9 protein-coding genes are annotated in these 14,429 nt (G+C 61.7%); 2 read left to right on the top strand and 7 right to left on the bottom strand.

Going from position 1 to position 14,429, the window contains the following annotated elements:
- Positions 1-324: 324 nt before the first annotated feature.
- Positions 325-1,209, bottom strand: a complete 885-nt coding sequence (locus tag ACFB49_RS11305; RefSeq protein WP_380879477.1) for a PEPxxWA-CTERM sorting domain-containing protein — start codon at positions 1,207-1,209, stop codon at positions 325-327.
- A 133-nt stretch (positions 1,210-1,342) separates the two neighbouring features.
- On the opposite strand from ACFB49_RS11305, the gene ACFB49_RS11300 reads away from it, so the two are divergent.
- Together ACFB49_RS11300 and ACFB49_RS11295 are read left to right on the top strand one after the other, a co-directional pair.
- Positions 1,343-2,029: an MgtC/SapB family protein gene (locus ACFB49_RS11300; RefSeq protein WP_380879475.1), complete on the top strand. Its 687-nt coding sequence runs from the start codon at positions 1,343-1,345 to the stop codon at positions 2,027-2,029.
- A 352-nt stretch (positions 2,030-2,381) separates the two neighbouring features.
- The gene (locus ACFB49_RS11295; RefSeq protein WP_380879473.1) at positions 2,382-4,094 is read left to right on the top strand and encodes a chloride channel protein; all 1,713 of its coding nucleotides are present in this window, start codon (positions 2,382-2,384) and stop codon (positions 4,092-4,094) included.
- 602 nt (positions 4,095-4,696) lie between these two features.
- Here ACFB49_RS11295 and ACFB49_RS11290 read toward each other — a convergent pair.
- The 6 genes from ACFB49_RS11290 to ACFB49_RS11265 form a co-directional block, all read right to left on the bottom strand.
- Entirely contained in the window at positions 4,697-5,974 is a 1,278-nt protein-coding gene (locus tag ACFB49_RS11290; RefSeq protein ID WP_380879471.1) for a glycosyltransferase family 4 protein, read from the bottom strand.
- Positions 5,975-6,286: 312 nt separating this feature from the next.
- Positions 6,287-6,697: a MarR family winged helix-turn-helix transcriptional regulator gene (locus ACFB49_RS11285; RefSeq protein ID WP_380879469.1), complete on the bottom strand. Its 411-nt coding sequence runs from the start codon at positions 6,695-6,697 to the stop codon at positions 6,287-6,289.
- A gap of 1,414 nt (positions 6,698-8,111) precedes the next feature.
- Positions 8,112-8,885, bottom strand: a complete 774-nt coding sequence (locus ACFB49_RS11280) for a glucose 1-dehydrogenase (RefSeq protein ID WP_380879467.1) — start codon at positions 8,883-8,885, stop codon at positions 8,112-8,114.
- Between the two features lie 118 nt (positions 8,886-9,003).
- Positions 9,004-10,407, bottom strand: a complete 1,404-nt coding sequence (locus ACFB49_RS11275) for a DUF1254 domain-containing protein (RefSeq protein WP_380879465.1) — start codon at positions 10,405-10,407, stop codon at positions 9,004-9,006.
- Entirely contained in the window at positions 10,404-11,831 is a 1,428-nt protein-coding gene (locus ACFB49_RS11270; protein ID WP_380879463.1) for a DUF1254 domain-containing protein, read from the bottom strand. The genes ACFB49_RS11275 and ACFB49_RS11270 overlap by 4 nt, the downstream gene beginning before the upstream one ends.
- A 73-nt stretch (positions 11,832-11,904) precedes the next feature.
- Positions 11,905-14,427 (bottom strand): TonB-dependent receptor, encoded by a 2,523-nt coding sequence (locus tag ACFB49_RS11265; protein ID WP_380879461.1) that lies wholly within the window; start codon positions 14,425-14,427, stop codon positions 11,905-11,907.
- Between the last annotated feature and the right edge of the window lie 2 nt (positions 14,428-14,429).

Genomic DNA, 14,429 nt, shown 5'->3' with positions numbered 1-14,429 from the left:
CCAAGGCGGTGTGGTACGCATCATACTGTTCGCGAAATCGTCGCGTTCCCGGTTCCCGATCCTGGTTGAGCCTGCTTGCAGCACCCGGGTAGCGCCGCGGCCGTTGCGTCGACAAGGCGACCACTCTCCACCGGCATCGCGCCTATTGCGGACACTTGCTTTCGCTGCTCAAGTGGCTGGTCGAGGAAGCACCTGCGGCAACGCTGCGATCCCTCTAAGCCTCCGCCTTATAGGTCATGGGGGAGGGGCGGTGACGATTGTCAGGAAAGAAAAAGCGCCGCCGGCCTGTTGGCCGACGGCGCTTTTCCTCACCCCTAATGATTTTCAGGCGGCGAGCGCGCGACGCGGCTGACGCATGCGCATCGCGCCGCCGACCATGCCGAAGCCCGTGATCAGCATCGCCCAGGCGGCGGGCTCCGGAACCGGGCTGCCAACGCCTTCGCTGATCAGCGTGACAGTTGCCTTGACCTTGGGATTGGAGATGGAGAGGCCCGCGAGGTCGCTGAATTCAACCTGGTAGGTGGCTCCGCCGATCGTGATCGGCGCGATGTCTTCCCAGTTCAAGCCGCCGCCGGAGACGACGAAACCCTTGACGTAGAAGCCGTCGCCCTCGCTGGTGCCGGATCCACCCGGCGTCAGGAAGGAAAGCTTCGCTTCGAGCGAGGCGGTGCCGGCGCCCAGGAAACCGCCAATGTTGAGCGTGGCGAAGTCGAACGTGAAGCTCTCGCCTTCTTCCAGCGAGAAGGCGCCCGGAAGGCTGGCGAGGCTCGCCGTGAAGTTGGTGAAGCCGATCTGATCGAACGACGTGACGTTGACATAGGTGTCGGCAGCGTCGGTATCGATCTGGAAGGTGGTCGCAGCCTGCGCCGGAGCGACGGCGGCAATGCCAAGAGCAGCGGCAGCAGCGAACTTCAGGAACGCGAATTTCATACTAATCCCCCGGTGTGTTAACTTGCCGTTTACCGATAGCAAGAAGCGGGCCAGCCGAGGCAGGCCTTCTTTTGTCAACGGCGACGCGCCAATTTTGTAAATGTCGCCGACATTCAATGCGATCTTGGCTTGATCTATGTTGCTCGAGGGCCTTCGGCCCCACGGAAGAATTTGCCGAAAATGGAGGGTCTTGCCGCTGCCCGACCTTGGGAGCGCACGAGAGATCATCTTTGTGGTCGACACCGCGACCACTGGCAGAATGTTGGCATGGATCTGCATCTGGAAGGGCGCGATTCAGTACGTGGCAGGTAAGCCCATTGAAAGCAGTGTTCGGACGATCGCCCCTCAAGGGCCTTGGGTAGGTGCGGCGCCTGGCTGGAACAAATCCGATGTCATTCGTGTCTGTCATCCTATGGATCTGTTCGAACCTGACCTGGCGCTTCCGATATTGGGGGCCGTTCTCGCGGGAGCCGTGATCGGCGCCGAACGGGAGTTTCGTGCGAGCCCGGCGGGGTTTCGTACCCACATTCTCGTGAGTTTGTCCTGCGCCTTGCTGATGCTGGCGGCTGTCCATCAGATCCGGTGGCTGACGGACACGCCCGATGAAATAATCCGGATTGACCCGGTGCGCATGGCGCATGGGGTTCTGACCGGTATCGGCTTTCTGTGCGGTGGCGTCATTTTTCGCGAGGGGTTCAGCGTACGCGGCCTGACGACCGCGGCGTCCTTGTGGATGACCGCCTCACTGGGAATTCTGTTTGGCGTTGGCTTTTACAGCCTCGCCATCGCGGGCGCGGTCGCGACCGTTCTCATCCTCGCCGCGGTCGGCGCTACCGAGAAGATCCTTCCTCAGCGCCGCTACGCGCACGTCAAACTATATTGTAGCCGAGATGCTTCGCTTTCCGAGGAAAGCCTCGCCTCGCGGCTGGCCGGCTTCGGCCTCCGGGTCGAGGCCACCGGCATTCGTATGGAAGGCGATTGCGTGGAGTTTCAGGCGACGGTCAGAGGCGATAGCGAAACCAGGAGGCAACTCCTGGTCGATGCCTTGAGGCGGGATTCTGCCATCAGGGGGTTCGAGTATCTCCTCCAGCATCCCTGACATGACGAACGACGTCTCCGCGGCCGGTGCGAGCGAAGACCCTCAAATTTCTAACGTACCGTCGGGACAAGGAAATGAATCCGTTGGCGCGCGCAAGCTCACGGTGGGGTTGCGTCTCCGTCACGTGTGACTGGTCCGCTTTTGAGCCAACATACCCTCATTCGTGAATTGTCTTCGCCCGTCACCTTCGGGTCTGGCGGTCGAATGCAGCCTCCCGAAATCGGGTGCATTGAAATATATCGTAATACGATATAATCGCCTCGATCCCGGAGGTGAGGAAGAGGCACTTTGAATGTTAGGTGGGGCGGCCGAAGAAGCCGGGAGGCTGGGCGACCACAGTGCCGATCGGCGGATGATCCTGCTGACCGGCATGGCCCTGATCGTGGGCGCTGGCGGAGCCGGAGCCGCCTGGATCCTCCTCAAGCTCATTGCGCTGGCATCCAACCTCTTCTGGTATCAGCGGATCTCGACCCTGGACGTCGATCTCGCCGACAGGGCGATTGGATTGAGCACATTGATCATACCGGTCATTGGCAGCCTCATCATCGGCCTGATGGCACGCTACGGGTCCGAGAAAATCCGGGGGCACGGCATTCCGGAAGCCATCGAGACTATCCTGTTTGGCGAGAGCAAGCTCTCCTTCAAGGTCGCAGTCCTGAAGCCTCTGTCCTCGGCTGTCTCGATCGGCAGTGGGGGCCCTTTCGGCGCGGAGGGGCCGATCATCATGACGGGCGGCGCGATCGGATCGCTCTTCGCTCAATGCTTTCATCTGAGTGCGGCCGAGCGGAAGACCCTGCTTGTCGCCGGTGCGGCAGCCGGGATGACCGCAATTTTCGGGACGCCGTTCGCCGCCATCTTACTGGCCGTCGAAGTGCTTCTGTTCGAATGGAAACCGCGAAGCTTCGTGCCCGTGGTCGTCGCGGTGCTGGTCGCCTTTGCCGTGCGACCCTGGTTCATCGGTACGGGGCCGATGTTCGCGATCGATTTGGCCGTTCCGCACGGATCCTGGGCACTGGCGACCGCAGTCGGCCTCGGCCTGCTCGTGGGCGTGGAAGCCATAGTTCTGTCGAAGGCGCTCTACCGGATCGAGGATGGCTTCCATCACCTGCCGATCCATTGGATGTGGTGGCCCGCGCTGGGCTCACTCGTCGTCGGATTGGGAGCCATGATCGATCCGCATGTGCTGGGCGCGGGATATGCCAATATCCAGGCTCTGCTCGACGGCCGGATGGATATCCGAGCCGTGGCATTGCTCCTCCTGATGAAGGCGATCGTCTGGCTGGTGGCGCTGGGCTCGGGGACTTCGGGTGGCGTGCTGGCGCCCCTCCTGATCCTGGGCGGTGCCTTGGGCTGCCTGGTGGGACATTTTGTCCCGGGCGGCGCGGGTTTCTGGGCCTTGATCGGAATGGCGGCGATCATGAGCGGTGCCATGCGCGCGCCAATGACCGGTGCCCTGTTTGCCGCTGAACTGACCCGGCAATTCGACGCCTTGCCTCTTTGCATTGCCGGTGCCGTCGGCGCCTATGCGGTGAGCGTGCTCATGATGCGCCGGTCGATCCTGACGGAGAAGATCGCCCGGCGCGGGCGGCATATATTCCAGGAGTACAGCGTCGATCCACTCGACCTGATGCAAGTCCGCGAACTGATGACACCCGATCCCGACACGCTGTCCCACGCGATGACTGTGGGCGAAGTAATTGAGTTCTTTGCTGGCAATGCCCGCCATCGCAGCTATCCCGTCACCGATGACACAGGGGCTCTCGTCGGACTTGTGTCCCGTTCCGACGTCCTGCGGTGGCAACTCGGGCCTATCGACCGCAAGGCGTCGCTTGCAGAGAGCCTCTCCGACGCGTCCCAGCCGGTGGCCTTTCCCGACAGCCCGAGTGGCGTGGTTGCAGACCTCATAGTTCAATCGGGGACGGGTCGCGTGCCGATCGTCGAGCAGGGCACCCGCAAGGTTGTCGGCATCCTGTCACGCCAGGATCTGCTGAAGGCCCGGCAAAGGATCCGAACCGGGGAGTGGGCGCGTGCGAAGCACATCGCCTGGGGTCGGGCCGGCCGCTAGGTCATGGCCGCTTGGGCGTATTGGAATATATATCGTAGTGCGATATAAAAGCCCTGTGGGCCGTTAAGCTCACAATGACGAAGCCAGCCTGAGGAGTGCTGGTCGATGTTCGTGCTCCGGATCATTGCGGAAGCCATGGCCCTTGTGATCGGAGCCCTGGTTGTCGCGGGCGTGATATGCGTTCTGGCGGCAAAACTGGCGCTGCGACTGAAACGTAGCGGATGGATGGCATGGCCAGCGCTTTTCCTCCTCTCGATCCTTTGTCTTGTTGGACCATTGCAGAGTCCGTTCCTTCGCCTGAGCGCCTGCTGTTGCGCCCTGGGCGCGGCCTTTCTGTGGGCATCCGGCGCGGGACGAGACCAGCGTTCGCAAATTCACGCTGATCAAGGAGACCGTCGGTGGTGAAGCCTTGCTGGGAATATCCTGCGCTCATGGCCAGTATTGCGGGCGGGCACGATCCCGGCTTTGCGGCTTTGCACTATCTCGTTCGCCGAATCAGGCATGAGACCTATCCGCGCGTGCGTGAATCCGCCGAGCTCCGCCGGAGAGTGCGAGCCATCATTTCCGCCCTGGCGGCATGATCCTGGATCCGAAGGCGTGCCTCACACCGGCGATCCGGCGGACCATTCAACTCGGCTATTGTCGAACGTTCGCGCGACGCTCGCTCGTCGCGCTACGAGAGCCTCGTCTATGATTGCGATCCATTGCTGTGTGACGCTTTCGACCGAGTAGCGCTCGGATGCTCCCTGGGCTGCCTGGCCCAGGGTGGCACGAAGGCTCGGATCCGCCATCAACCCTCGCAATGCCTCTGCCAATGCGTCGACATCGCCGTTCGGCACCAGCCAACCATTGACGCCATGGTCGATCATGGTGCGAGGCCCCCAATCGCAGTCGAAGGCGACCACCGGCAAACCTGCCGCGAGGGCTTCCATGAGCGCATTGCCCCATCCCTCGTAGCGGGAGGACAGCACAAACATTGACGACCTGTCGACCCAGCCGCCGGGCTGATACGAAACCCCGGGAAGGGATACCCGGTCGGCGAGGTCCAGGGACTGCCTGAGATATTCGAGCGACCCACGTTCTGGACCTTCACCCCAGATAACGAGCCGCCAATCGGGATAGTCTGTCGCCACCTTGCTGTAGGCGAGCAGGAGCAGGTCGAGGCCTTTCTGGGGGACGAGACGGCCGACCGCGGAGATCGTCCTGCTACGATCGACATTCCTGCTGACGGCGGCACGAGGCTTTACCGGATTGGGAACAACCCATTCGCGCCGACGCATGTAGTTTGGGAAAGCGTGCATCGCCTCGCGCGTCATTGTCACAAGGCCGAAAGCTTGGGGGTAGAGACAGGCGCGCAGCCAGCTCCACATGAAGCCAAATCGCTGTTTCCTGGGATTGTTGCGCTCGGAGACGATGATCGGCACCGACGAGCTTCCGAATGCGAGCAGAGTCAGGATGTTCATGCGGGTCAGGAAGGAAACCACCACGTCCGGCTGGAGTGCGTTGAGCGCGTCGCGCAGCGCCTTCACCCGCCGGAATGTCATCGACAGGCTGGATAGCAGGGGCCGCCGGCATGGCGGAATCCCGATCCGAACGAGATCAACGTGCTCGTCATAGTCAAAATAGGAACGGTGATCCTCGCTCGACAGGGTCACCACGCTGACGTCGTAGCCACGCGCCACGAGATCATTGGCGACGATGTTGACGACGCGTTCGGCGCCACCGGCATCGAGGGCGGGCAGTAGAAAGCTGATCCGGATACGGTCCCGCTTGGTGCCCTTATCTTCTTCGCGGGGCGGGGGCACGACCCCGTCGCCGGAATGGCGCCGCACGACGCGATGCAACCCCACGACCGTAAGCGCCCGGCTCAGAACACCCATAATCACGCCCCCCGAGGCTGTTCACCTCTTTTGTCGGACGCCTATGGCCCGCCGAGCCCCGAACATTGCGAACCACAATTCCCCGGGCCTTAAGGACAGACGCCTCTTGTATCGCAACACGAATATATCGCTATACGATATGAATTGCCCCGTAGCCGCAAGCCTCTCGGACGGGGTAGCCGAGGCTATTCGGCACGATCCAGTCGTCAGATGCGAGGTGGGAATGCGCTCACGCTTAAAGGCCGGCCATCAATTCCGGATAGGCGGGATCGCCGGCGTCGCTGCTTATGGCTGCAAAGGCGTTCGGTTAGCCTAGTCCAGGCGCCCCAAAAGCTCCGAAAGCAGGGGTTTCAGGCGGAGGATCTCTTCGCGATGGGCGGTCGACAGCGCAGCCAGCAGCGCCTCGGCCTTGTCACTTAGGAAGAGTTGCGTTTGGCGGCGATCATGTTCCGCCGTCTGCCGTGTCACGAGCTCCAGATCGACGAGGCGATCGACGAGGCCGGTGGCGCTATGGGGCTTAAGAAACAATCGTTTAGCAACATAGCCGATCGTGGCCGCGCCACGTTCGGCGCCACGGATCGCCAACAGCCCCTGATGCTGTTGCGGCGTAAGCCCAACCTCTATCGCACGCTCCTCGCTAAAGCGCACGAAGCTCCGCAGCGTATATCTGAAATCGCTCAGCGTAGCGTAATCGGCATCGCGCAGCTTGTTGGACTTTTTCATGGGGGCCTAGCTCTGCTCATCGCGGTTCGGTCAGTTCTAGCAAGCCTCGACCGGAAGGGCGCCAATTATCGCCTATAAACTATGATGTTCGCGACAGATCATCAATGAGGCCTGACCAGGAAGGAGCGGCTTTGGTCTCCGCTTTTCACTCGCATCTTGCATCGCGAGCTTCGACGAGAGGTTCACAGGTTCAATCGCTGCAATCCGCTCACGACGTACGATGTAATCAACGGGAACCTTTGCCACCCTAGAACGCTTCTGCCGCGCGTAGAAACGACGCGTGGGGCGTCGTCTCACCAGGGTATTCCGTCGACGAGGGCGCGGAAATGCCTCGTCGGCGGGTACTCGGTCCTTGGATGCCCATTGCCAATTTGTGACGTGGCCAGGCGGCGCGACGCCACTCGAAAACCGTCAACCGTTCAGCTTTGGATGCGTGCCGAAATCACGGGCAGCAACGCGAACTCCTGGGAGAACGAGCATATCGCTGCGGCGTCACGCGACAAGCTTGCCCGATCCGTTTCGGCAGGGCAGGGGCGGTCGCGTCCCGGATTTAGCTTCCCTCGGTAGCCAGCGGAGCAAATCCGTCGTTCGGCACGTAAGGTGGATCCAATATTCGACATTTCCATTCTTCGATCGGATCACTGGTACCTGGACAGGCAAACTCGGCAACAGAAGATTTATTCACTTCCACGCCTCCTCGACCGAGATAAAGCGCGTCAAATCCGGTACAGGCGCGAGTTGTCCTAGGATCGCAGGCGGCCTCTCGCATTCCTACAATCTCATAGCCCCGTCCTTCTATCGCTTTGACCGTCGGGGCATCGGCGTCGGTGACGGGTGAGAGCATGGGATCTGGAACGCGACCCATCGGATCGCGACTAGAGCGTTCCTGACAGGCGCATAGAAGGGCCGGCATCAGAACAAAAAACCATTTCCCCATACAACACCCAATTGGCACTGGCTGATTGCGTCACGCCGCATGATTTATGTCCGAACGCGGGATAGCTGCAATTCGGCTCACGATAAAATGCGGTGTAGACATCCGCGGGATTTTCGAAAGGCTTTTAACTGCACTCCCTTTCCCTCCTGTTCGCTTACGTGCGCATTGTCCCTCCTGGTTGGAACGAACGGACCGCACTCGCCGCCAAAGCGGTCATCCGGAGTTCAAATTCGGCTGCCCGATAGCCGCCATCCATTCAGCTCCATGAGAAGACGGGCCGCACGCGATGTCCTGACGGAGGGCAAGGTCCGGCGTGTCGGAGAAGGCGGAAGATTAGGAGAACCGGTCATCCGGCTCGGCCTCGACGTTGTCCTGTCGCCGCGGTGAGCACCGGGCAGGACCACCAACAAAGAGGATTCGGGTCTCAGTTCGCCCTCTCCAAAAGATGAATCACTATCCAGGCGCGGCTCGTGAGCTTCAATATTTGTAGGATTGCCCTCCGTCGATCGGGATGGTGGCGCCGTTGATAAAGGCCGCCTCGCCCGACAAGAGAAAGGCGACGAGGGCCGCCACCTCTTCGGGTTTGCCGAAACGCTTCATTGGATTGACGGACACGAACTGACGTCCAGCCTCCTCCCAGTCTTCGCCGCCAATTTGACGGAGCGAACCTTCGACCATCGCGGTCATAATCGCACCGGGCGCGATGGCGTTGATCTGGATCCCATAGCAGCCATACTCGACTGCTGAATTGCGCGTGAGCCCTACGACGCCATGCTTGCTGGCCGCATAGCCGCTCTGGTTTCCAACCCCTCGAATGCCGCCCACCGACGCGGTGTTCACAATGGCGCCGCTGCCTTGCGCGCGCATCACCTTCAGCACGCTGGCCATTCCATAGAACACGCCGTCAAGGTTGACCGAAATTACGCGGTGAAACTCCTCGGCGCCGAATTGCTCGGTCAGGTTCTGGCGGCCCTCGATGCCCGCATTGTTGAAGAAGCCGTCGATTCTTCCATGCGCCGCGACCGCAGCGTCCACATAGGCTTCTACCTCTGCGAGTTGAGAGACGTCTGCCCTGAAGATCGTCGCATTGGTGCCGACCGGAAGGCTGTTTCGCGCTGCCTCCAGCCAGTCCTCCCGCAGATCGACCAATACCAGCGTGGCTTGTTCGTCGGCCAATCGTTGTGCCGTGGCGAGCCCCAGGCCAGAGCCCGCCCCTGTGATGACCACCACCTTGTCCGCGAAGCGCTTCATACGCTCTCCCTTTCATCGCTATTGTTCGAGATTCGGCTTCTCCTCATCGTCCCGGCGCTACAACTCGCACTAAAGGCAGCCATCGCCGGCGGGCGCATGGGACTTCGAGCCGTGTAATTCATCGACCGGCATCGTCGGCACGCACTATTGCCGGCGGCACCCATGCCTTGGTCAATGCGTCAGAACGAGGAATGTAGAGCCGCATCATGAGATAGAATGGGCCATCGGGAGTCGGCAGCCAGTTCGACTGCCGGGCGGCCTCGGGTTGTTCGTGCTGAAGTGTGATCGTCAGCGAGCCGTCGTCGGAGTAAGTAAGGCCGCGGGTCCGGTCGCCAATCGAGTAGCGCTCGATAGGGTTCGCGACCATGTAGCCGTCGTCTCCATAAAGCGTGATCGACCAGAAGGCATCGGCCGGAGGCAGCTGGTTGCGAGGAAAGACGATTTCATAGGCGTTCCGACCGTCGAGAGGTCGATCGTCCGCGTCGGCGCGCGCGATCGGATAAAGCGCTTCTTCAGGCAGAGTGACGAAGATCTGATCTTTGGCGACACCGGCACGGAGCAGGTAGTCGCTGCCTAACCGCGCGCCTTGGTAGTTAATCGTCCAGCCGTTGACGTTTTCGCCGAGGTGCAGCGACTTGCGGCGAACAATCTCGGCACCGTCGGCGAGACCGCGTGCAATCTCCGCTCGCATCGCAGGCTCAAGCTGACCGGGGTCGAAACCCTGATTACTCGTCAAGCCGATTGTGGCGAAGGAGGCGACCAACGCGCCATCCTGCGGTGGCACGGTCCAGTCCTTCAGCACGGCCCCCAATTGGTAGAGGAAGGAGAGGTCCGCATCGCCTGGTGGAACCGCGGGAAGAGGACGCTGAGGTGGAGGCGCGACCTGGCTTCCGTTGAGCGGTCGGAGGTGGATGCCCGATTGCAGCTTGCGCACCGCGGCGACATCCTCTTCGCCGTCGACAAGGAAGCGGCCGGCGATCAGCGCATAACGCGTGGCAATCCGCTGTCCGAGCATGCCATCAGGAACAGGGCCCTGATAGTTCGACCCATAGATGAGGACGGGCGGTAGTTTCGCACCATGGGTCCGCTGTCCGGGTGAAAATTCGGTCGAGGAATCCGCCAGGCCCAACTGGAACGTATAGTAACGCTTCCCGAAATCAGGCGTCTCGAGCACCAGCGGGCCTTGCGAGAGATCGATCCAGGCGAGACTGTACAGTGTGTCGTTGTTCGGCCCGACCCCACCTCGCCAACTGGGATCGACGAGGCGGGTCGCGTGGCCGAACTGGTTGAGCGGTGCAGGCGGAAAGCTGGGAGCTCCCTTCGAAGAAGTGCGGGCCAAGCGGATCCTGGCGGCCTGCACCAGGGGCATGCCCCAGACATAGGCCCGGACCGCGAGATCATGCGCGTCGCTGGTGGCGCCGTCGAAGATGGCGGCGGTGGTGGTAGCTTCGATCGAAATGGCGGCGGATGCCGCTCCGGGTGCGACAAGCGCCAGGGCGGCCAGTAGCATATAGCGGCTCATTTCGGCTCCACCGGTGGTGGCGTCCAGGCACCGGACAGAATCTCTGGCTCCGGCCCTTGCGCGCGAAGCGCGAGATAGAAGGGACCACTCGGCACGGGCAGCCAGTTGGCTGAACCGCCTTTGACAGGAGCGTGCGGTCGCAATTCGATCGTGACCGAGCCGTCGGGCCCCCGCCGCAGGCCCGGGGTGCGATCGCTTATGAGGTAACGGTGGATCGGATTGGGATGCAGCTCGCGTGTCTTCGCGTCGTACACCGTCACCGACCAGAAAAAGCGGACGGGCGGCGGCGGGGCGAGGACCAGGCGGTAGGTATGTTGTGCGCCATCCAGCGCATCCCCCTTGCCGTCTTTGAAAGTCGTGAAGGCGTAATTCTCGTCCGAGACGTTGGCGCCAGCACCCAGGGTCGCAGCCGCGGCTCGATAAAGATAGTTGAAACCGTATCGCCCGGCATCGACAGCCGAACGCCAGGTGCCGACCGGCCAGCCCGTCTGGTTGACCGTGCGACCGATCACGGTCTGGGCCTCGGCATAGCCCTCGGCGATTGCCTCCCGGACGACCGGATCTTCGCTCGCCTTCGCCAGGCCGACCGCACCGCCGACGCCAATCCCGTGGTAGCGTTGGACAAGGGCCTCCTCGCCCTCGGGATGGCCATTGCTGCGCAGCACGAAATCGAGGATGCGGAAGAAATCGAGTGCGCTCTCGATGCGGGCGGGAGGATATTCGACTGCCGTGTCAGCCCTGGAGCCGGCGAACGGTGTAAAGCGGAAGCCATCCTGCAGCGTATTGGCTGCTCCTATATCGGCGGCGTGGCCATCGACGAGAACGCGCAGCAAGACCCACATATAAGGCGTTGCCACACGGAACAGTTCCACTCCCTCGGGGACCGTTCCCTGCCAACCCACGGGTGCGATCAGATAGCGACCGGCCGCAAAGCCACGGGTGCGCGCGCTGATATTGGAAGCGTTGCCATAGGCGTCGATGAAGTTGGCGGTGAAGTAGCGCGTGCCCATCTCCGGCACGTCGAACAGCACGGGTCCGCGGGTCAGATCGAGCCAGGCATTCGAGTAGAGAGTATCGGCATTGGGCGTCTTGAAAGCGGCATAGCCCGGCCCGGCGAGGGTGCGGCTATGCGCGAAGCGGTTGAAGCCGGTATAGTCCGGCGACGTCCGATCGACTGCCTGTCGGTGCATCTCCTGATATTGGATGACGGCCATCGTCCCGTAGATCGTGGCATCATATGCGAGCGAGCGAGCCCAGATGCGGCGCGCTTCCGGGTCGGCAGGAATGCGATCAGGATGGACCGGCATCTGATGCTGGGCGGCCCCGCCCGGGTCATAGGACGACGACACTTCATCCGATGCCGCCGACGGCGAAGCCCCCACCATCAAGGCGATAAGCGAAACGAGGAGCGCACCTGCCTTCATGTCCACCTTATCCGGGAAAGCCCAAAAAAGGCCCCCGCCGAAGGGTAAGGCGGGGGCCAGAGGGGAGCGATGATCAGTATTTCCAGGTGAGTTGCAGTTGCACCGTGCGAGGCATGGCGATGAAGCCGATTTGATCTGCGAGACGCCCGCCCGGGGTGCCGGTGCCGGATCCCGTGCTCGGCGCATCCGTGCCGCCGGTTGCGTAGAAGTGATTGGTCAGATTCTTGCCAATCAGCGCCAGCTCCCATTGATCGTCGGCAGTGCGGACGCGAACAGAAGCATCGAGATTGACGTAGCTGCCCTGGCGGGTGAACTCGTTACCGAATGCCGAGGTCAGATAATCGTCGCTGTAGCGGCCATCGACCGAGACGGCGAAATTGAAGTTGTCGGTCAGTGCCGTTTCGTAGCTGACGCCGAGCGAGCCAGTCCACAGCGGCGCCATGGCTGTCGGCAGGCCATCCAGATTCTGTCGCGGTCCCTGTCCGGGAACGATGGTGCAGCCCTGTGCCGGCGTCGCGCCTTGATAGCAAGGCGAGTTCGGCGAATTGCCATAGCGTGCCTTGTTGTAATTGATGCTGCCATGGACATCGAGGCCGTCGACCGTCCGCGGCGCGTACTGGAATTCGAGCTCGATGCCCTTGGTTGTCGCCGAACCGGCATTGATGGTGCTGAACGCGAAGATGTCCGAGCGGAAGAAATCGAGCTGCAGATTCGTGTATTTGTACCAGTAGGCGCCGACATTGAGGCGAAGCTGGCGGTCGAACAACATCGTCTTGACGCCGCCCTCGAACCCTTCCGCCTTTTCGGGGTCGAACGCGAAATCCTCGACGCTTGCCGACGGGCTCAGGATGCCTGAATTGGAGAAACCACCGGATTTATAGGCCGTCTTGTAGGCGCCATAGAGAGTGATGTCGTCGGTCGGCTTATAGGTGATCGTCGCTTCCGGCGACCAGTTGTTGAAGGTCTGGTCGGCATTGATTGTCACGTTGGGCAGGAAGATTCCCTGTGCGACGCGGATCGGGTGCGAGTAAGGCTGGACGAAATAGCTGTCCTTGGTCTCGTGCGTGTAGCGCACGCCGGCCGCGACTTCGACCTCCGGCACCACTTGCCAGATCACCTGGCCGAAGGCGGCGATCGTCTCACCCTTGGTCTGGGAATCCTTGCTGTTGGCAAGATAACGCTGCGAAGGATCGGGGGCAGCGCTGTTTTCCAGGCCGCCCGAGGCCGTCCAGGCCAGATAGTCGCGCTTGGTATTTTGGTAATAGGCACCAGCCATCAGGTTGACGGGGCCGTCATAGGTGGTGAGCGCGCGGAATTCGGTCGAGAAAGCGTGGAATTCCGACCATTCGGTCGCGAACACGCTGGCCGCGGACACGCTGGATGAGCCGCTGTCCGCGTCGAACACGAAGACGTTGCGATTCCAGTTATAGTTGGTGACCGACGTCAGCGTCAGATCATCCATCTCATAGTTGATGGTGCCGGTGATCTGCCAGGAGCGGTAGTCATTGCCGAGATCACCGCCATCCTTGCCATAGGGGATCGAGTCCGCGATCGCGGTGGGAAAGCGGTTCTGATAGACGTTGAACTTCTTCTCGCACGGCTGGTTCGGGTTGAACTGGTAGGTTCCCGAAAGGCAGCGATAGATGACCGAGTTCGAGCTCGGGCTGTTGGTCTCGACGTCGCCGATGCTGCCCTTCAATGTCACGGTCAGATCGTCGATCGGTTCCCATTTGAGCGTGAGGCGAGCGAGCAAGTCACGCGTACCCGGCACTTCATTCGCGGCAGCCGGAGACGCATGGACCGTCGGCGTGCCGGGGACCGCGGTGCTGGTGCGATCGTTGGAGGTATAGGTCTGGTCGACCGCTTCATTGTCGAAATAGCCGCCCCACATCTTCGAGGCACGGATTGCGAGACGCGCGCTCAGCGTGTCGGTGAGCGGGCCAGAGGCGATCGCTTCACCGATCAGATTCTTCGTGCGGAACTCATAGCCCAGGCGCGCCTGATATTCGGGCTTGTCGGTGGGATCGGCCGTGCTGATCGAAACCACACCAGCGGTCGCATTCTTGCCGAAGAACAGGGCTTGCGGACCCTTCAGGATTTCGATCCGTCCGAGATCGAAGAAGCCTTCGTTGATGATGCGGCCCTGGCCATAATAGACGCTGTCGACCACGACCGCGACCGACTGTTCGAGGCCGATCGACGTGGTGTTGGATCCGATGCCGCGCAGCACCAGCGTCGCACCCGATCCGGAAGGAGACCGGCCGATGACGAATTGCGGGGTCGTCGCAGCGACGCGCTCGAGATTGGAGAGGTCGTAGCGCTCGATCTGCGCGGCTCCCAAAGCGGTAACGGAGACAGGCACGTCCTGGGTCGTCTCGACGCGCTTGCGGGCGGTGACGACGATATCCTCGATGCCGCCGGACTGGGCCTCCGCCGGCGCTTCCGCGGCAGCCGGCGCCGCGGGCGCGGGCGCGGGCGCGCCCGATTCCTGTGCCTGCGCCTGGCCAGTCATTGCCAGCAACGCCAATATGCTGGTCGCCGTCACGGTTACGCGGGTGGTCCCGCCGCGACCTTCGATCCGTCCGTATTCAACCATGT

Source organism: Sphingomonas sp. DBB INV C78 (assembly GCF_042693015.1).
Taxonomy (GTDB): domain Bacteria; phylum Pseudomonadota; class Alphaproteobacteria; order Sphingomonadales; family Sphingomonadaceae; genus Sphingomonas_E.
This window is presented reverse-complemented; position numbering and strand designations above follow the sequence as displayed.